Source organism: Castellaniella sp., assembly GCF_049650445.1.
Taxonomy (GTDB): domain Bacteria; phylum Pseudomonadota; class Gammaproteobacteria; order Burkholderiales; family Burkholderiaceae_B; genus Castellaniella.
Genome location: NZ_JBASAD010000017.1, coordinates 15,973 through 34,697 on the forward strand (window position 1 = coordinate 15,973; position 18,725 = coordinate 34,697).

At 64.8% G+C, this 18,725-nt stretch carries 21 protein-coding genes; 13 read left to right on the plus strand and 8 right to left on the minus strand.

Annotated elements, in window-relative coordinates:
• Window positions 1-75: 75 nt before the first annotated feature.
• The 13 genes from flgB (at window position 76) to WA983_RS05715 (ending at window position 13,158) form a co-directional block, all read left to right on the plus strand.
• On the plus strand, window positions 76-489 hold the full coding sequence (gene flgB, locus WA983_RS05655) for a flagellar basal body rod protein FlgB (protein WP_424247662.1): 414 nt from the start codon (window positions 76-78) through the stop codon (window positions 487-489).
• A gap of 23 nt (window positions 490-512) precedes the next feature.
• On the plus strand, window positions 513-920 hold the full coding sequence (flgC, locus tag WA983_RS05660; RefSeq protein ID WP_276809302.1) for a flagellar basal body rod protein FlgC: 408 nt from the start codon (window positions 513-515) through the stop codon (window positions 918-920).
• A gap of 11 nt (window positions 921-931) precedes the next feature.
• Window positions 932-1,618 carry a flagellar hook capping FlgD N-terminal domain-containing protein gene (locus tag WA983_RS05665; protein WP_276809304.1) on the plus strand — a complete coding sequence of 229 codons (687 nt, stop codon included), beginning with the start codon at window positions 932-934 and terminating at the stop codon, window positions 1,616-1,618.
• A gap of 71 nt (window positions 1,619-1,689) precedes the next feature.
• Window positions 1,690-2,970: a flagellar hook protein FlgE gene (gene flgE / locus WA983_RS05670; RefSeq protein WP_424311726.1), complete on the plus strand. Its 1,281-nt coding sequence runs from the start codon at window positions 1,690-1,692 to the stop codon at window positions 2,968-2,970.
• Window positions 2,971-2,984: 14 nt separating this feature from the next.
• The gene (gene flgF / locus WA983_RS05675; RefSeq protein ID WP_276809307.1) at window positions 2,985-3,734 is read left to right on the plus strand and encodes a flagellar basal-body rod protein FlgF; all 750 of its coding nucleotides are present in this window, start codon (window positions 2,985-2,987) and stop codon (window positions 3,732-3,734) included.
• 32 nt (window positions 3,735-3,766) lie between these two features.
• Entirely contained in the window at window positions 3,767-4,552 is a 786-nt protein-coding gene (gene flgG / locus WA983_RS05680; RefSeq protein ID WP_276809309.1) for a flagellar basal-body rod protein FlgG, read from the plus strand.
• 6 nt (window positions 4,553-4,558) lie between these two features.
• Window positions 4,559-5,257: a flagellar basal body L-ring protein FlgH gene (locus WA983_RS05685; protein WP_424249526.1), complete on the plus strand. Its 699-nt coding sequence runs from the start codon at window positions 4,559-4,561 to the stop codon at window positions 5,255-5,257.
• A 13-nt stretch (window positions 5,258-5,270) separates the two neighbouring features.
• Window positions 5,271-6,407 carry a flagellar basal body P-ring protein FlgI gene (locus tag WA983_RS05690; RefSeq protein ID WP_424249528.1) on the plus strand — a complete coding sequence of 379 codons (1,137 nt, stop codon included), beginning with the start codon at window positions 5,271-5,273 and terminating at the stop codon, window positions 6,405-6,407.
• A gap of 7 nt (window positions 6,408-6,414) precedes the next feature.
• The gene (flgJ, locus tag WA983_RS05695) at window positions 6,415-7,386 is read left to right on the plus strand and encodes a flagellar assembly peptidoglycan hydrolase FlgJ (protein ID WP_424249530.1); all 972 of its coding nucleotides are present in this window, start codon (window positions 6,415-6,417) and stop codon (window positions 7,384-7,386) included.
• Window positions 7,387-7,507: 121 nt separating this feature from the next.
• Window positions 7,508-9,166, plus strand: coding sequence for a flagellar hook-associated protein FlgK (flgK, locus tag WA983_RS05700; RefSeq protein WP_424249532.1), 1,659 nt, complete (start codon window positions 7,508-7,510; stop codon window positions 9,164-9,166).
• 25 nt (window positions 9,167-9,191) lie between these two features.
• The gene (gene flgL / locus WA983_RS05705) at window positions 9,192-10,451 is read left to right on the plus strand and encodes a flagellar hook-associated protein FlgL (RefSeq protein ID WP_424249534.1); all 1,260 of its coding nucleotides are present in this window, start codon (window positions 9,192-9,194) and stop codon (window positions 10,449-10,451) included.
• A 191-nt stretch (window positions 10,452-10,642) separates the two neighbouring features.
• On the plus strand, window positions 10,643-12,379 hold the full coding sequence (locus tag WA983_RS05710) for a methyl-accepting chemotaxis protein (protein ID WP_424311727.1): 1,737 nt from the start codon (window positions 10,643-10,645) through the stop codon (window positions 12,377-12,379).
• A gap of 71 nt (window positions 12,380-12,450) precedes the next feature.
• Entirely contained in the window at window positions 12,451-13,158 is a 708-nt protein-coding gene (locus WA983_RS05715) for a hypothetical protein (protein WP_424311728.1), read from the plus strand.
• A 58-nt stretch (window positions 13,159-13,216) separates the two neighbouring features.
• Here the strand turns inward: WA983_RS05715 and fliR are convergent, their stop codons facing one another.
• The 8 genes from fliR to WA983_RS05755 form a co-directional block, all read right to left on the minus strand.
• On the minus strand, window positions 13,217-14,002 hold the full coding sequence (gene fliR / locus WA983_RS05720; protein WP_424248342.1) for a flagellar biosynthetic protein FliR: 786 nt from the start codon (window positions 14,000-14,002) through the stop codon (window positions 13,217-13,219).
• Between the two features lie 19 nt (window positions 14,003-14,021).
• Entirely contained in the window at window positions 14,022-14,291 is a 270-nt protein-coding gene (gene fliQ, locus WA983_RS05725; protein ID WP_424248340.1) for a flagellar biosynthesis protein FliQ, read from the minus strand.
• 10 nt (window positions 14,292-14,301) lie between these two features.
• The gene (gene fliP / locus WA983_RS05730) at window positions 14,302-15,075 is read right to left on the minus strand and encodes a flagellar type III secretion system pore protein FliP (RefSeq protein WP_424248339.1); all 774 of its coding nucleotides are present in this window, start codon (window positions 15,073-15,075) and stop codon (window positions 14,302-14,304) included.
• Complete coding sequence (fliO, locus tag WA983_RS05735; protein ID WP_424248337.1) at window positions 15,075-15,392, minus strand: flagellar biosynthetic protein FliO; 318 nt, start codon at window positions 15,390-15,392, stop codon at window positions 15,075-15,077. The genes fliP and fliO overlap by 1 nt, the downstream gene beginning before the upstream one ends.
• Before the next feature lie 6 nt (window positions 15,393-15,398).
• On the minus strand, window positions 15,399-15,923 hold the full coding sequence (gene fliN, locus WA983_RS05740; RefSeq protein WP_424248335.1) for a flagellar motor switch protein FliN: 525 nt from the start codon (window positions 15,921-15,923) through the stop codon (window positions 15,399-15,401).
• Window positions 15,920-16,936 (minus strand): flagellar motor switch protein FliM, encoded by a 1,017-nt coding sequence (gene fliM / locus WA983_RS05745; RefSeq protein WP_424248334.1) that lies wholly within the window; start codon window positions 16,934-16,936, stop codon window positions 15,920-15,922. The genes fliN and fliM overlap by 4 nt, the downstream gene beginning before the upstream one ends.
• Window positions 16,936-17,403, minus strand: coding sequence for a flagellar basal body-associated FliL family protein (locus WA983_RS05750; RefSeq protein ID WP_424248332.1), 468 nt, complete (start codon window positions 17,401-17,403; stop codon window positions 16,936-16,938). Before WA983_RS05750 ends, fliM begins: the two co-directional genes overlap by 1 nt.
• An 85-nt stretch (window positions 17,404-17,488) precedes the next feature.
• Window positions 17,489-18,721 carry a flagellar hook-length control protein FliK gene (locus tag WA983_RS05755; protein ID WP_424311729.1) on the minus strand — a complete coding sequence of 411 codons (1,233 nt, stop codon included), beginning with the start codon at window positions 18,719-18,721 and terminating at the stop codon, window positions 17,489-17,491.
• Window positions 18,722-18,725: the final 4 nt, after the last annotated feature.

The window sequence follows — 18,725 nt, forward strand, 5'->3', positions numbered from 1 at the left end:
TAAAGCCGCGAATGGTCGGGGGATCATTTGGTGCACGGTGGCGCGCACTCCGCTCATCCGTTTCAGTGTAAAGCCATGATCGATCGAATCGGCAAGGACTTCGAGTTCTACCAGAAAGCCCTGGCCCTGCGTCAGCAGCGGCAGGAAATCCTGGCGTCCAACATCGCCAACACCGACACGCCCAACTACAAGGCGCGTGACATCGATTTCAACGCCACCCTGCGCGAAGCCATGGGCGAGGGCGGTCTGCCGCGTCTGCCGGATACGTCCCTGACCCTGACCTCGGCGCGCCACATCCCGGCCAGCGCCCACACCAGCGGTCCCGCTCAGGAACTGTACCGTGTGCCGTCCCAGCCCAGCCTGGATGGCAATACGGTCGAAATGGACACCGAGCGTACGCAGTTCGCGGACAACACCATGCGCTACCAGACGGATCTGCAGATCCTGAACGGTCGCATCAAATCCCTGCTGGCCGTGATCCAGCAATAATCGGCTGCGCCACGGAAACCGCCATGTCCACTTTCAGCATTTTTCAGATCGCCGGTTCCGCGCTGTCGGCCCAGTCCCAGCGCATGAACGTCACGGCCAGCAATATCGCCAACGCCGAGAGCGCCGTTGGTCCCGACGGCCAGCCCTACAAGGCCCGCCAGGTCGTGTTTCAGATGACGCCCTCGGCACGTTCCGAGGCCGTCGGCGGCGTGCAGGTCGCTTCGGTTCTCGAAAGCAATGCGCCGCCGCGCGTCCAGTACGACCCGGGCAACCCCCTGGCGGATGCCAAGGGCTACGTCACCCTGCCCAATGTCGATGTCGTTGCCGAGACCGTCAACATGATTTCCGCCTCGCGGTCCTATCAGGCCAACGTGGAAGTGATCAATACGGCCAAGTCATTGATGGCCAAGACCCTCACCCTGGGTCAATAAGGAGTCCCGCCATGTCCACCGTCAACGACGTCTACGGCTCGAACGCCGCATCCGCACTGGCCAATGCCCAGACCAAAAGCCTGATGGGCGAGACCCAGGACCGCTTCCTGACCTTGCTGGTCACGCAGTTGCAGAATCAGGACCCCCTGAATCCCATGGACAACGCGGCGGTCACTTCGCAGATCGCGCAACTGTCCATGGTCAACGGCATTTCGCAGTTGAACAATACCCTGCTGGCCCTGTCGGGTCAGATGGACATGTCCCAGTCCCTGCAGGCCGCCGGCCTGATCGGCAAGGACATCCTTTATCCGGGCGAAAAAATCTCGCTGGGCAGCGATGCCGATTCGGGCGTCAAGTCCGCCACGCCCTTTGGCATCGATCTGATGTCCGGCGCGGCCAAGACCAAGGTCTCCATCCTGGATTCCACCGGCAAGGTCGTGCGCGAATACGAATTCGACGCCAAGGATGCCGGCGTCTACCCGATGACGTGGGACGGACTGGATGCCGCCGGTGCGCCCGCGCCGGACGGTGCCTACACCGTCCAGGTGGCAGCCTCCGACGCCAACGGCAAACCCGTCTCAGCAGAGACGCTGACTTCGGGGCACATCAACAGCATCGCCTACACCTCCGAAGGCCTGAAGCTGAATCTGGCCATGGGGCAAAAGATTTCTCTGCTGGACATCCGGCAGGTCATGTAATCCGGGCGGCGGGCGCATCGCGTACCGCCGTTTCAACGAATCAACGCAGTACGCACTGAAAGAGGTCAATCATGGGTTTCGGTCAAGGTCTCAGCGGTCTGAACGCCGCCTCGCAAAACCTGGACGTCATCGGCAACAACATCGCCAACTCCGGGACGGTGGGCTTCAAGACCGGTACGGCCACGTTTGCCGACGTCTACGCCAGCTCGCGCGTCGGTCTGGGCGTGCAGGTCGCGTCCATCAACCAGCGCTTCACCACCGGGATCGTGTCCACGTCAGGCAACCAGTTCGACATGGCCATCGACGGGGCCAAGGGCCTGTTCGTGGTGACCCAGCCCAACGGCGCCACGCTGTACACCCGCAACGGCCAGTTCCTGGCCGACAAGGATCACTTCATCGTCAATGCCCAGGGGCAGCGGCTGATGGGTTATGCACCGGGCGGCACCAACCTGATCCCCATGACCGTGCCGATCGGCAATATCGCGCCTCAGGCAACTGACACCATCACCAACAAGGTGAACGTGGATTCCAATGCGACCGTGATCGATGAGACGGCGCATCCGTTTGATCCGAATGACGGGCAATCCTTCTCCAAGATGACGCCCTTGACGGTCTTCGACACCCTGGGCAATGAGCACACGGTGGAGCAGTATTACGTCAAACGTGCGGTCACAGGGGCCGCGCCCAACGAAGTCAATAATTGGGATGTCTACATCAAGGTCGATGGCAATGTGGTGAATGCCGGCACGGGCGCCATTGTGCCTCCGCCTGTGCCCCCCGCTGTGGTCACACCGGGCTTTTATACGCCCGCCCAGAAGATGGAGTTTGATAAAGAAGGCCGTCTGGATCCCGCCACGGCCAGCTATACGTTGAACTATACCGTTCCGGTCACTGGCGGTGCGGCGGCGGAGCCGCTGGCCATCAATGTCAGCTATGCCGGTTCCACGCAGTTTGGTGGCAGCTATTCCCAGGATTTCGTCCAGAATGGCTATAAAACGGGTGAGTACGCCAGCATGTCCATCGGCTCCAACGGTGAACTGATCGCCAATTACACCAACGGCGCCAAGCAGGCCATGGGCACGATCGCCCTGGCCGACTTCGCCAACCTGCAGGGCTTGCAGCCGGTGGGCGGCAATGCCTGGGCCGAGACCGCCAATTCGGGCCAGCCCATCGTGGGCACCCCGGGCAGCAACGGTCTGGCCGTCATCAAGGGCCAGGCAGTGGAAGAATCCAACGTGGACATGAGCCAGGAGCTGGTCAATATGATCATTGCCCAGCGTACCTACCAGGCCAATGCCCAGACGATCAAGACGCAGGACCAGATCCTGCAGACCTTGATCACCATGCGCTAAACGGATAGCCCGGCATGGATCGCATCCTGTACACCGCCTCCAACGGCGCGGCCCGCATCCTGGAACAGCAGTCGGTCATCTCCAACAACATGGCCAACGTGGCCACGACCGGGTTCCGCGAGCAGATGGCGATCTACCGGTCCGTGCCGGTGGTGCCCCAGGCGGGCGAACTGCCCACCCGGGTCAGCACCGTGGCCTCTACGCCGGGCAGCCATTTCCGCCAGGGCATCATGGCCGAGACCGGCCATGCCCTGGACGCGGCCATCTCCGGGGACGGCTGGTTTGCGGTGCAGACGCCCCAGGGCGAGGCCTATACCCGCGCGGGCGAATTCGCCGTCAACGATCAGAATCAACTGGTCACGCACACCGGCCTGCCGGTGCTGTCGGCCGACGGCCAGCCCATCGAGATTCCCGAGCGCGGCAGCGTGACTTTTGCCACGGACGGCCAGATCAGCGCACTGGGCGCGGGCGACAACCCCCGCGACATCCAGTTGCTGGCGCAGTTGAAGCTGGTCAATCCGCCCAAGGATCAACTGGTGCGCAGCGACGATGGCCTGTTCCGTACGGCCGGCGGCCAGCCGGTCCAGCCGGACGAAGCCGTCCGGATCGCCCCCGGTTTCATCGAAAAGAGCAACGTCAATCCGGCCGCCATGATGGTGGCCATGATTTCCAACGCCCGCCAGTTCGAGTTGCAGATGCAGGTCGTCAAGAACGCCAGCACCAACGAAGAGCGCGGCAATTCGATTCTTTCGGCGGTGGGCTGAGCCCGCCGCCCCTTTGAACAGGCACGACTGACATGATACGTTCCCTGTGGATCGCCAAAACTGGTCTGGAAACTCAACAGACCAGCATGGATGTGATTTCCAACAACCTGGCCAACGTCAACACCACCGGCTTCAAGCGTAGCCGCGCCGTGTTCGAAGACCTGATGTACCAGACGATGCGCCAGCCCGGCGCCGCCGTCGGTGCGGCCAACCAGTTGCCCTCCGGCCTGCAGGTCGGTACCGGTGCGCGCGTCGTGGCCACCGAGCGCATCCACACGGATGGCGGCCTGAAGGAAACCGGCAATGCGCTGGACGTGGCCATCCTGGGCAAGGGTTTTCTGCAAGTGGAAATGCCCGACGGCTCCTTTGCCTACACGCGCGACGGCAGCATCCAGCGCGACCAGAACGGCATGCTGGTGACGGCGGGCGGCTACCCCATCCAGCCGGGGATCAACATCCCCGACAATGCGTTGTCCATTTCGATTTCGCGCGACGGCACGGTGTCCGTGACCCAGCCGGGCGCGGCCGGTACCAACGTCGAGGTCGGTCAACTGCAACTGTCGACCTTCATCAACCCGACCGGCTTGCAGAGCATGGGCGAAAACCTGTACCTGGAAACCGATGCTTCGGGACCGGCCAATCTGCTGCAGCCCGGCCTGGACGGTGCGGGGACGCTGATGCAGAACTACGTGGAAACGTCCAACGTCAATGTGGCCGAGGAACTGGTGAACATGATCACCACCCAGCGCGCCTTCGAGATGAACAGCAAGGCGGTGCAGACGTCCGACCAGATGCTCGCCCGCCTGACCCAGTTGTAATACAGGATGTCCATGAAGGGATTGCGTCGTTTGGCGGGTGCGTGGGCGGCGACGCTGGCGCTGGTCTTGTCCGGGTGCGCGCTGGTGCCGCCCGAGCCGATCGTCACGGGGCCGCTGACCGCGCCGCCCCCGCCTCAGGTGCCGCCGATGGCGGAAGCCAACGGTTCCATCTATCAGCCGACCGCCTACGGCAACTATCCCTTGTTCGAGGATCGCCGGCCACGCAATGTGGGTGACATCGTCACCATCGTGATCCAGGAAAAGACCAACGCGGCCAAGAACGTCAATACCAACACCAACCGCAGCGGCAGCGCGTCCATGGGCATCGGGTTGAGTCCGGATTTTCTGCCCGACGATCTCGGGCCGAAACAGAATTTCGACGCCACCGGCGGCAACCAGTCCAAGGGCACGGGCTCCAGCAGCGCCAACAACCTGTTCACCGGCACATTGACGACGACGGTGATCGGCGTGCTGCCCAATGGCAACCTGCAGATCGCCGGGGAAAAGCAGATCGCCATCAACCGTGGCAGCGAATACGTCCGCTTTTCCGGTGTGGTGGACCCGCGCTCGATCACCGGCAACGGCACGGTGGCCTCCACCCAGGTGGCCGACGCCCGCATCGAATACCGCAGCAAGGGGGTGATGGACGAAGTCCAGACCATGGGCTGGCTGCAGCGCTTCTTCCTCAACATCGCCCCGTTCTGACGTGATGGCCGTTATGCTGATTTCGATTCCCCCCTTCCTGCGCCGTCTGGCTGCCGGCGCCCTGGCCCTGAGCCTGGGCGTGCTGCTGCCGCTGGGCGCCGCTCAGGCCGAGCGCATCAAGGACCTGGCGTCCTTTACCGGTGTGCGGGAAAACCAGTTGATCGGTTACGGTCTGGTGGTCGGCCTGGACGGCAGCGGCGACCAGGTCCGCCAGACGCCTTTCACCCAGCAGAGCCTGACCAATATGCTGTCGCAACTGGGCGTGACCGTACCCCAGGGCACCAATATGCAGGTCAAGAACGTCGCCGCCGTCATGGTGACGACACGTCTGCCGGCTTTCGCCCAGCCGGGCCAGAGTCTGGACGTGGTGGTGTCGTCCATGGGCAACGCCAAGAGTCTGCGTGGGGGTACGCTGCTGATGACGCCTCTCAAGGGCGCCAATGGCCAGGTCTACGCCCTGGCCCAGGGCAATCTGCTGGTCGGCGGCGCCGGTGCGTCCCAGGGCGGAGCCAGCGTCCAGGTCAATCAACTGAACGGCGGCATCATCCCCGACGGTGCCATCGTCGAGCGCGGTGTGCCCACGACCTACGCCCAGAACGGCATGGTGCGCCTGGAGTTGAACTCCAGCGACTTCGGCATCGCCCAGAACGTCGTGGCAGCGCTCAATCGCAAGTTTGGCGCGCAGACGGCGACGGCGCTGAACGGCCGCACCATCGAACTGAGCGCGCCGACCGATCCCAAGGCGCAGCTTGCCTTCCTGTCCCAGGTGGAAAACCTGCAGGTCGGCCTGCCGCCCGCCCGCGCCCGGGTGGTGATCAATGCCCGTACCGGTTCGGTGGTGATGAACCGCACCGTCACCATCGACGAGGCCGCCATCGCCTACGGCAATCTGTCGGTCACCATCAGCCCGCAGCAGCAGGTCAGCCAGCCGACCACGCCCTTTGGCGGCGGCGAGACCGTGGTGACGAACAATACCCAGATCGAGATGCGCAGCGAGGGCGGCGCCATCCAGCGTGTGACCACCAGCGCCAATCTGGCCGACGTGGTGCGCGCTCTGAACGCCCTGGGAGCGACGCCGCAGGATCTGCTGTCCATCCTGCAGAATCTCAAGAGTGCCGGCGCCTTGCGCGCCGACCTGGAAGTGATCTGAGGCCGCCATGGAATTCGTGTCGCATGCGCCCTTGCTGAGTCCAGACGCCACGCCTTCGGCGCTGGATTTCAGCAGCCTGAACACCCTCAAGCGCGGGGTGCAGGTCGGGGGGAATGCCGCCCAGAGCCAGCAGCGCGAGGTCGCACGCCAGTTCGAGGCGATCTTCATCCAGATGATGCTCAAGCAGGCGCGCCAGCAGTCAGCGCAGATGCCGTCTCTGTTTGATTCCCAGGCGACGCGCATGGCCCAGAGCATGAGCGACGAGCAGGCCGCGCTGGCCTTGGCCAACCCCGGTTTTGGACTCGCCGACGCGCTGATGGCGCAGATGCGGGGCGGGGTGCTGAACGAGCCGCGCAATCCGCTGGCCAATCCGCCCGAGGCTGCCCGTTCGCGCCTGCCGGGCCTGCAGTCGCGCATTGGCGAAGGCCGTCACGAAATGGCCGGTTCCATCACGTCTCTGATCAATCTGCTGACGCGGCGTGGGGCAGGCGACCGGATCGGCGGCGCCATCCAGGGTGCGCCGGCGCATATCCGGACTTTCGTGGACCGCATGGGCGCCGCTGCCGAGCTGGCGTCCCAGCGCAGCGGTGTGCCGGCCAAGCTGATCCTCAGCCAGGCGGCCCTGGAATCCGGCTGGGGCGAACGTGAAATCCGGCGTCCGGATGGCCGCAGCAGCCACAATCTGTTCGGCATCAAGGCTGGCGGCGGCTGGCGTGGCGAGGTGGTCAATGTGATGACCACCGAATACGAGGACGGGGTGGCGCGCCGGGTGTCGCAGCCGTTCCGAGCCTACGGGTCCTACGCCGAATCTTTCCAGGATTATGCCGAGCTGGTCGGCGGTAACGGCCGCTACGGCAAGGTCGTGGCCGCCCCTTCGGCCGAGGCTGCTGCCCGGCGTATCCAGGAAGCCGGCTACGCCACCGACCCGGGCTACGCCGACAAACTGATCTCCATCATGGGGTATTTCAACGCCCGTTGAACCGGGATGCCCCCGTCTCACGCTGCATGCCTAAATTTTTTGGTCCGCGTGCCGTTATGATCAGAGAAGATATCCGGAGCGCGCCCGAACGGCGCATCCGTAACCGATAGGATTGCAGCATATGAATCTGGCGAATCTCGGCAAGGCCGGCCTCCTGGTTGCGCAAAACCGTCTGCAGACGGCGGGGCACAACATCAATAATGCCGCGACTGCGGGTTATAGCCGCCAGACCGTTCTGGCGCAGACGGCGGGGGCCACGCCGACGTCGGGCGGCTGGATCGGCCGGGGCGTGCAGGCCGTCAGCGTGCAGCGTTCCTACGATAATTTCCTGCAGAGCCAGCTCACCGGTTCGCTGACGCGCGGCGCGGCGCTGAAGACCTACGGCGACCAGGTCAGCCAGATCAATAACCTGGTGGCCGACCGCACGGTGGGCATTTCCCCGGGCATCCAGAAATTCTTCGACAGCCTGGACGCGGTGGCCTCGGCCCCGGCCGACGTGGCTGCCCGCCAGGAACTCATCGGCCAGGCCAACAGCCTGGCGGCCCAGATCCGCGACGCCAACGCCTTCCTGGACAGTCAGCGCAACAACGTCAACACGCAGATCGACACCACGGTCAGCCAGATCAACAGCTACCTGGATCGCATCCAGGACATGAACCGCCAGATCACCATCGCCAAGGCCACCAATCCGGACCAGCCGCCCAACGACCTGCTGGATCAGCGCGACCAACTGGTCAGCGAACTGGGCCAGTTGGTGGATGTCCAGGCGTATGAGCAGGATGATCGTGTCAGCCTCACCATCGGCAATGGCCAGACCGTGCTGGGCGGGGATTCCGTCTACCACCTGGAGGTGCATCCGTCCAAGGCCGATCCGTCCCGAATGGCGGTCAATTACACCACCAAGGACGCGGCGGGCAATCCCGTTCCCATCGAGATGGAGGACAAGCGGATCACCGGCGGCAAGCTGGGCGGCCTGCTGACCTTCCGCACGGATGCCCTGGACGCCACGCAGAACGATCTGGGGCGCGTCGCCCTGGGGATCTCCATCGCCATCAACGAACAGCACAAGCTGGGCGTGGATCTGGCCGGCACGCCGGGCGTGGATTTTTTCACCGTGGGCACGCCCAAGGTCATCGGCAATGAACGGAACAGCGCGGGGGCGGGTACGCCGACCGCCGCATTCGTGCCGGGCGAACTGTCCAAGATCACCAACCAGGATTACCGTGTCGAGTTCGACGGCACGAATTACAAGGTCACGCGGGAGCCTGAAGGCACGGCCCTGACGCCGACCATTACCGGTACGACGCTGAGTTTCGACGGCGTCGAAATCGACACGGCGGGGATGACTCCGGCGGCGGGCGATAGCTGGCTGATCCAGCCCACGCGCGACGTGTCGGCCGCCATGACCGTGGCCATCACCGATCCGGCACACATTGCGGCGGCGGCTCCCGGTGCGGGCACCGCCAATGGCGACAACGCTCTGGATCTGGCCGCACTGCGGGACAAAAAGGTCCTGGGCAACGGCACCATGGGCATGAACGAGGCCTATTCCAAGCTGGTCAGCACCGTGGCGGTCAAGACGCAGCAGAACATCACGGCGCAAAAGGCCCAGGAAACCCTGATCGCCCAGAATTTCTCGGCCCAGCAGGCCGTGTCCGGCGTCAATACGGACGAGGAATACCTCAATCTGATGCAGTATCAGGATCAGTACCGCGCCGCCGCGCGCCTGATCGACGCGGCCTCGACCCTGTTCGACACGCTGCTCTCCCTGCGTGGCTAAGCCGCCTTCGTTTTAGGAATTCATCATGCGCATCAGCACCAACCTCGTTTTCCAGACCGGCCTGAACACCATCAACCTGCAGATGGCCGACCTGATGCATCTGTCGCAGCAGATCGGCACGGGCCAGAAAATGGTCACCCCGGCCGACGATCCCCTGGGTGCGGCGCAGTCCATCAATCTGTCGCAGTCCCAGGCCCAGAACGCCCGTTATGCCGACAACCGCGCCGTGGCCAACCAGAATCTGGGCACCGAGGACGACGCGCTTCAGAGCCTGATCTATCTGATGCAGGACGTACGCACCCGGTTGGTCGAAACCGGCAACGGCACGATGTCGGATGCCGACCGCAGCACCCTGGCGGGCGTGTTGCGCCAGGCTCAGCAGACGGCGCTGGGCATCGCCAACACCACCGACGGCAACGGACAATTCCTGTTTTCCGGTTCCAGAGGCGACATTCCGGCCTATACGGAAAGCCCCGTGGGCAGCGGTAACTACAGCTACCAGGGCGATACCTTGCAGCGCCTGATCCAGGCCGACCAGACTCGCCGGATCCCCGGCAGCGACGTGGGCTCGGATGTGTTCCAGCGCGCCCAGCCGGGGACGCGGGATTACCTGTCGACGGCCGATACGGCGAATACCGGCACGGCGATCCTGGGGCGGGCCTCAATCGTCGACAATGCGCTGGGTAATGCCGACGCCAAGTTCTCGTTCAGCATCCAGTTCGATGCGACGGGGACGAACTACACAGTCACCACACAGGACGTATCGACGGCCCCTCCGGGGGCGCCTGTCGTGGGGGCGCCTCAACCGTGGACGCCAGGCCAGAAAACCCTGGACCTGGGGCAGGGCACCTCCCTGGAAATCCGGGGCGAACCCGCCGGCGGCGACACCTTTACGGCCGAACCCTTGAAGCACTCGACCGGCCTGAACCTGTTCCAGGCGATGGGGGCGCTGGCCGATGCGCTGGAGCAGCCCATCCAGGGGGACGAAAAGGCTTCCGCCAGCCTGCGCAACCTGATGAACACCACGTCGCAGACGCTGGCCACGCTGTATGACAATGTCCTGACGGTGCGCGCGTCCGTCGGTTCGCGCATGAACGAACTGACCGCTTTGAACGACACCGGCGCCCAGCGCAACCTGGGCTACTCCAAGGCCCTGTCGGACATCGAAGACCTGGATTACTACCAGGCCACCACCCAGCTCAATCTGCGCAAGATCGCCCTGGAAGGCGCCGGGCTGGCGATTCAAACCATCCAGGGTCTGAGCCTGTTCAACCGCGGCAAATGATCCAGCCGCCGGCGCCTCGGCCCGGCATGCAATACCCGGGGATTGTCTCGGCAATCCCGCTTTGCTCGACCCCCCGACCGGGGGCGTGGGGCAATCCTGACGAATAGGGCCTACAAGGCCCTATTTATCTTTGGAAGCTTCCCGGCACCGACATGGCATGCTGGGAGAAGCCTATAACAAGTAGAGGCGACATGAAAAAGATTTCCGTGACTTTGTCCTTGCGCACTCGGCTGACGCTGGTCGTGGCGTTGCTCTCCCTGCTGACGTTCGCAGCAGTGGGGGGGGCCTGGTTCGTCCAGCAGGAAAGCCAGCGCACGGTAGGGCAGTTGTCGTCCATCGGGGTCCAGGCGAACTCCGAGGTCAAGAATGCCTACATTTATGCCCAGCAGGCGGCCACCCAGATCGACGGGGCGCTGGGTATCGCCAATGAAAAACAGCGTCTTTGGGAATTGGGCCAGGCCGACCAGTTGTTGAAGCGCTCGCGCGACAGCATGGCGGCCCTGAAGGCTTCGGGTGGCCTGACAGGTTCGAGCGGGGAATCCCTGCAGCACATGCTGGATGCGTCCTTCAACGACTACTGGACCCAGGTCGAGCAACTGCGCGATTTTGCGGCCAAGCAGGATGCCAGGGGTTTCGAGGCCTTGAAGCGTGGCCGTCTGCGCGGCGCGGCGCGGGGCATGGACCGGGTGTTCGGCCAGTTCGACAAATTCATTCAGGACAGCAGTTCAGCCTCGCGTGGCGAACTGGCGCAACTGTTCCACTGGGCCAATATCGGTCTGCTGGCGCTGCTGGTCGTGGCCGTGGTGCTGGCGCTGCTGGCCTATCGGACGCTGATCCGCACGGTGCTGCGGCCCCTGCAGGCCGTCGGGCGGCATCTGCAGCGCATCGCGGGGGGGGATCTGCGCGTGGCCATCCTGCCGCGATCGCACGATGAGATCGGTGCCTTGCTGCGCGGCCTGAAGGCGATGCGCGACAGCCTGGAGACCATGATCTCCGGGGTGCGGGGCCGGATGGGACAGATGGCCGGGGGAGCCCAGCGCATTGCGGCGGGCAACCTGGACCTGAGCAGCCGCACGGACGAGCAGGCCGCAGCCCTGCAGCAGACGGCCGCCAGCATGGAACAACTGGCCAGCACGGTCAAGCAGAACGCCGACAATGCCCAGCAGGCCAATCAATTGGCGCAGACTGCATCCCAGGTGGCTTCGCGTGGCGGCGAGGTGGTGGGCGAGGTCGTCGCCACCATGGAAGGCATTTCGGGCAGTTCGCAAAAGATCGCCGACATCGTCGGGGTGATCGACAGCATTGCCTTCCAGACCAATATTCTGGCGCTGAATGCGGCGGTCGAGGCCGCCCGTGCCGGCGAACAGGGACGCGGTTTTGCCGTGGTCGCCGGGGAAGTCCGGGCGCTGGCGCAGCGCTCGGCCGGCGCCGCCAAGGAAATCAAGACGCTGATCGAGGATTCCGTCAGCCGGGTCGGCGCGGGTTCGTCGCAGGTCCAGCGGGCGGGCGCAACCATGCGGGAAATCGTCGAGGCCGTGACCCGCGTGTCGGACATCATGAGCGAGATCACCGCTGCCACCATCGAACAGTCCTCGGGCATCGACCAGATCAATCTGGCGATCACACAGATGGATGCTGTGACACAGCAGAACGCGCTGCTGGTGCAGCAGGCGGCGGAATCGGCAGGGTCGCTGGAGTCCCTGGCTACTGAAGTCAGCCAGGCCTTGGCGGTATTCCAGATCGAGGGCGCCGAGGCTGAAACGCGGCCGCTTGCCGCAGCGCCGCTTGCCGCAGCGCCGCTTGCCGCAGCGCCGATCGCTGCGGCGCCGACACGTTCGGCCAGCGCTGCGGCGCCCCGGCTGCCTGCCGCGCACACGACGACACCCGCTCGCCAGCCGGCGCGCGAAGATGAATGGGAGGAGTTTTGAACATGGGGTTTTTCAGTGCGCACCGGAAGAACGGACGCCTTACGGACAAGGCTTCAGCGGGGAACAGGCGGTTGCGCTGGGCCGCGCTGACGGTGTCAGTCGCCTTGCTGTCGGCCTGCTCGTCCACCGGTGAATCCTTCAAGGCGTCGGGGTTGAACCAGATCGTGACAGGCCGCACGACAATGGAGCAGGCGTCCGGTTATCTGGGTGCCCAGCCGGTGGACGTCTGGCGTCAGGGCGATACCACGCTGGCCCGCTGGGCCTACAAGGGCACCGTTGCCACGGACGCCGTGTATTTCCGTCAGGAGGCCTGGCTGCGCTTTGGCCCCGACGGCACCTTCCAGCGTATGGAAAATTCCATCAATCTGCCACCCGCCCAGCATCCCCGGACGGCAGAAGAAGCAGACCGGGAGACCAGGGCCGAACAAGAGCGGATCGCGCGCGAAGCACCACCGCAGACCGTCGTTGTGCAGTCGGCGGAGGCAACGGATGCCACGCCCGTCGCCGTGCCGGCCATCGATGCCATCCAGCCCGCTTCCCTGACCATTCCGCCGGATGCCAAACCGTCATCCGCCCGATCGGTGCAGCCGACCCAGTCCGCGAAGTCGGCCCGGCCCGGACAGTCGGCTCGAGCGTCGACCAATGCCGGCCGCTCCACCCCGGCGAAAAAACCCACCACAGCCGCTCAGGGCGCCGCCTCAGCGGTCAATCCACTGCTGCCGGCCGGCACAAAGGTCATTCCCGGGGTCACCTATCCGGTGCAAAAGGACGGCCGCTGAGACAGGCTGGGGGCGGAACGGCTGCCCGGACTCTCGCGCCTGTCGTGTGGGCTCGGGTCTACAAGCCCGCCAGGCCACGTGCGACACGGGCCATGGCCTGATAGCCGCCTTCGAACAGGCCGGACAGAAACTCGCCGCTCTGGGGCAGCACGATGGCCAGGGTGATCAGGCCCGTGGTCAGGGAAATCGGGAAACCGATGGCGAACACCGACAGTTGCTGCGCGGTCCGGTTCAGGATTCCCATGGACAGGTTGATCGTCAGCAGCACGATGACCAGCGGCAGCGCCAGCAGGATGCCCGAGATCCAGAGCTGAGCGCTCCAGTCGAGCAGTGCGCCCCAGCCGTCGGCCATCAGCGGCGCCCCCACGGGCAGCAGCTCGAAGGTGCGGATCAGGCCGTCGAGCATCAGCAGATGACCGTTCACCGCCAGAAAGATCAGCATCGCCACCAGGTTGACCAGGCGCGACAGCACCGCCGTATTGGCGCCCGTGGCCGGGTCGAAGAACGAGGCGAAGGCCAGGCCCATCTTCAGGCCGATGAACTCCCCCGCCATCATGACGGCAGTGAAGACCAGCCGCATGCACAAGCCCAGCGCCATGCCGATCAGCACCTGTTGCACGGCGATCAGCAGCCCGCTCCAGGAGGCTGGCGGTACGTCCGGCATGACGCCGAGCAGCGGTGCGGCGACTACGGTGATGACGACGGACAGACCGATCTTCACCCGGATGGGGACGGAGGATTCGCCGAGGATGGGGGCGGATCCCACCAGACCGGCGATGCGAAACAGCGGCCACAGCAGACCGTTGATCCAGTCGTAGAGCTGATCGATCTGGAAGGAAATCATGGCCTTGCGTGGCCGGGCCCTACGAGGCCAGGCCCGGGATGGAATCGAGCAGGCCCCGGATGTAATCCACCATGGTACTGAGCAGCCAGGGCCCCAGCAGCACCAGGGTCGCGCCCACGGCCAGCAGCTTGGGGATGAACGACAGCGTCATTTCGTTGATCTGGGTGGCCGCCTGGAAGATGCTGATGATCAGGCCCACGGCCAGAGTCATCAGCAGCAGGGGGCCGGCCATGAACAACGCCACGCGCAGCGCCTGGTAGGTCATGGACATGACGACTTCAGGGGTCATGCCGGATCTCCTATTGGTAGAAGCTGCGGGCCAGCGAACCCAGCAGCAGGTGCCAGCCGTCGGCCAGCACGAACAGCATCAGCTTGAAGGGCAGCGAGATCGTCACCGGCGGCACCATCATCATCCCCAGTGCCATCAGCAGGCTGGCGACCACCAGGTCGATGATGAGGAAAGGGATGAAGATCGTGAAGCCGATCTGGAAGGCCGTCTTCAGTTCACTGGTGACGAAAGACGGCACCAGGATGCGCAGAGGGACGGCGCTCGGGTCTTCCAGGGGGCCGACGCCGGCCATTTCGGCGAACATCGCCAGGTCCGCTTCACGGGTCTGGCGCAGCATGAAGGTCTTGAGCGGCTGACTGCCCCGGTCCAGTGCCTGTTCGAAACTGATCTCGTCGCGCGCCAGCGGCTGATAGGCTTGGTCGTAGATCTGGTCGAAAACCGGCGACATGGTGAAGAAGGTCAGGAACAGCGCCAGACCGACCAGGACCGAGTTGGGCGGCGAGACGCCCGTGCCCAGGGCGTTACGCATCAGGCCCAGGACGATGATGATTCGGGTGAAGCCCGTCATCATCAGCAACGCCGCCGGCAGGAACGACAGCATGGTCAGCATGACCAGCGTCTGGACGCTGAGCGACCAGGTTTCCGCGCCGTTGGGGCCTGGTGTGGCGGTCAGGGCGGGCAGGGCGGCTTGTGCCAGGGTGCTGGCGGGCCAGTACAGGATCAGCGCCAGACCGGCCAATAGCCAGGGCGCCGTTCGTGCGGCGTGTGAGACGGGGCTGTGCATCAGGAGCCTGAGAGGGTCTTGCCGAGGGTCTCGGCAAAGTCCCCGGATGCGGCATCGCCGGCAGCGGCGTCCGGCAGAGTATGCAGCAGGGTGATCTGCTGGGCGCTCACGCCCAGCACCAGGCGGGCGCTCTCGACCTGAACCAGGACAACCGAACTGCGTGTCCCCAGGCTGAGCGTGCCCAGTACGCGCAGACGGGCCGTTTGTGCGCGGCCCGGCAGCCAGCCGCCTCGGCGGGCCACCCAGGCCAGCATCAGCAGCAGGGCCAGGATGAACAGCAGGGCAAGGACGACGCGCAGGATCTGGTCCTGGTCCATGGCGAATCAGCGGCGGTTGTTCAGCCGCGCGATGCGGTCCGAAGGCGTGATGATGTCGGTGACGCGGATGCCGTATTTCTCGTCCACGACCACGACTTCGCCTTGGGCGATCAGATAGCCGTTGACGTAGATGTCCATGGGCTCGCCGGCCAGGCCGTCGAGCTCAACCACCGAGCCTTGGCCCAGTTGCAGGATGTTCTTGATCGTCAGGCGCGTGCGGCCCAGTTCCACCGACAACTGGACCGGGATGTCCATGATCATGTCGATGTCGCTGTCGGCCTCGGAGGATTGGCTGGACAAGGGCTGGAACACCTGGGCGCTGGCCGGCTGGGCCACCGTCTGAGTTGCGGCGGTCTGTTCGGCCAGGGCTGCGGCCCAGTCGTCCTCTGCGCCCAGACCGCTGGCCTGGGTGGGCTGGTCGTGCGCGGATTGCTGTTCTGCCATGGCGGCGGCCCAGTCGTCCTCTACGGAGCCCTCGGATGCTTGGCCCGGCAGGTTCGGGTCCTGGGTGTCGTCTTTGATGTCGCTCATTTTTTCGTGCGGGCTAGCAGTTTGTCGGAGTCGTCGGGCGAGGCGAGAACCTTGCGCACGCGCAGGGCATAGCGGCCATTGAAGGTGCCGTAGCCGCATTCGAGCACAGGGACGCCGCCCACGCGAGCCGTGACGGCGGGGCGGATATCCACCGGCAGCACGTCGCCCACGGCGAGATGAAGCAATTCGGCGATGGAGGTGTCGATTCGGGTGAATTCCACAGCCAGTTCGACCTCGGCGCTGCGGACTTCGCGCGAGAGCTGCTGGGTCCAGCGCTGGTCGATCGCATCGGAAGCGGTCTGCTGCAGCGGGCGCGTCAGCAGATCGCGGATGGGTTCGAGCATGGAATAGGGCAGGCAGACATTGAGCTTGCCCCCGGACGAGCCGAGTTCGATGTTGAAGGTGGCCACCACCACGATGTCGTTGCCCGTGCTGATGCTGGCGAACTTGGTGTGCATTTCCGAGCGGAGGTATTCCATCTCCAGCGGATAGACGGATTCCCAGGATTCGCGGTAGCAGTCCAGCGTCAGGCCCATCAGCCGGCGGATGATGCGCTGTTCGGTGTTGGTGAAGTCACGCCCTTCGATCCGGGTGTTGTAGCGGCCGTGGCCGCCGAACAGGCTGTCGATGACCAGGAAGACCAGGTTCGGGTCGTAGGTGAACAGGCCGGTGCCGCGCAGTGGCTTGAGGGCCACCATATTCAGGTTGCTGGGCACGGGCAGGTTGCGTTCGAAATCCGAGTATTTCTGGATTTTGATCGCGTTGACGGTGATGTCGGCGTTGCGGCGCATGAAGCCGAAGAACATCGAGCGCAGACGGCGGGCGAAGCGTTCGTTGATCAGCTCCAGGGTCTGCATGCGATGCCGCACGACGCGGTCGGGCGAACCCAGGTCATAGGGCCGAACCCCGTCCTGGACCTCGGCCGTGGCCTGCTGGTCCGAGGACTCCTCGCCGGTGACGCCTGCGAGCAGGGCATCGACTTCATCCTGGGAGAGCATGCTTTGGTAAACCATTACTGCACCACGAAAGCGGTAAAGAGGACATCGGCGATCAGCGGGCCGGGCAGTTGTGCCGCAAACGGGCGTGCCAGGGTGGCCTTGAGGGCGTCGACCAGCGCCTGACGGCCTTCCGGCGTCTGGATCTGGGGCAGTTGCTGCGCCGAGAGCACCTTGAGGATGCGGTCACGGACTTCGGGCATATAGTCCGTGATCTGTTTGCGCGAGGCTTCGTCGCCCAGGCGCAGGGTGATCGCGGTGTAGAGGATCCGATTGCGGGTTTCACCGTACAGCGTGACGGTGAAGGGATCGAGCTCGGCAAAGATCGGGACCGGGACCATGACCGGTGCGGCAGGCACCTGGACTGCTTGTTCTGCTGTCGGGGCGCTGGGCGCGCTGTCCCGACCAGTGAACCACATCGTTGCGCCCACGGAGGCGCCGATGACGATGATGAGCAGGAGAATGAATTTGAGTAGCCTGAGCATGGTTCCGAGTTAATGCGTCACGATAACTGCTGAAGGGCAAAATGAAGCATTGTAATGCGGGTCCTGCCCAGGGGAATGAAAGAGTTCACGCAAAGGTATCCACCAATGCGTCTGGCCGGGAGGCGACCCTGGGAAGCGCGGAGGTGATCGGCTGGGCCGCGTCGTCCGCAGCCTGGCCGTCCAGGCTGAAGGTGGCGTCACCGTTGCGGGCCGAGGGCGCCTGACCCTGGGCCTGCTGGCCGGGCTGCTGGTCGCCGACGTCCGCCTGGCCCAGCGACAGGCCGGCCTGAGCCAGTTGCTGTTCCAGGTGGGGCAGTGCGTTTTCCAGCGCCTGACGCACGCTGGCGTGCGGCGAGACGAAGGAGGCCTGGGCGATGGATTCGCCCACGTGCAGGGTGATGTGGATCGGGCCGAGTTCCGGCGGGTTGACATGCATGTGCACCGTGTGGCCCGGACCGGTGAGGCCCTGGGTCAGTTGCAGTATCTGCCGACTGAAGTCCTGAGGCCATTGCGGGTTGGACAGCGGGGTGGCCACGGCGACGGGTGCGGCGGCCGGCATGGGCGTGGCGGCAGGTGACAGAGTGGTGGCAGCGACCGGCGCCGCGGCCGAGGCCAGGGCGGTATCCGGCGTCGTGGGCTGAAGCCCTTCCAGGCCGGCAGCGGGTCGGGCCTGGGCGATCGATTCGGCGGCCTGGAACACGGCGGCGACCTGAGCAGCCAGTGGCTGCCCCGTCGTCTGCGGCTGGAACTGGGCAGTCCCGGGCCGGACACGGCCGGATTCATGCGGGTTTGAAATCGTCGCGGCATTCGCGTGCGAGACCGTGCGCAACGTGGGTGTGGCGTCGGCCGGCAGGTCGGTGCGCGGCGTATGGACGCGGGTATTGAAACTGGTTTCGGCCGTTTTCGCGGCAAGGGCACCATCCCGGGCGTTGGTGGGCGCCCGGCCTGCAAGCTCGATCGGGAGGCGCACGGCGCGCGTATCGGTAGCGGCCTGGCCGGACGGACCAGCCTGAGCCGGGCGGATTTGGGGAGTGGCGACGGCAGCCTGCATCAGGGGCAGAGCTGCGCTGTCGAGGATCAAGGACAGGGTTTCGTCCGGGCCCAGGGGATCGTGCCGTTCGGTGGCATCCGCATGGGCTCGTTCACCGGCCTTCCCGGCGGCGCGGGGGTCAGCCGGCCGGGCGGCGCCCTCCCGTTGCTGCGACAGCACGTTCGAGAACGCGGGGGTGTCCGCCGTGGCGGCAGCATCGGCGTCGCGCGTCTGGACATCTGCAGGCGACGGGCTGGAGCTGGTGACAGGAAGGACGGGCATGTTCATGGCG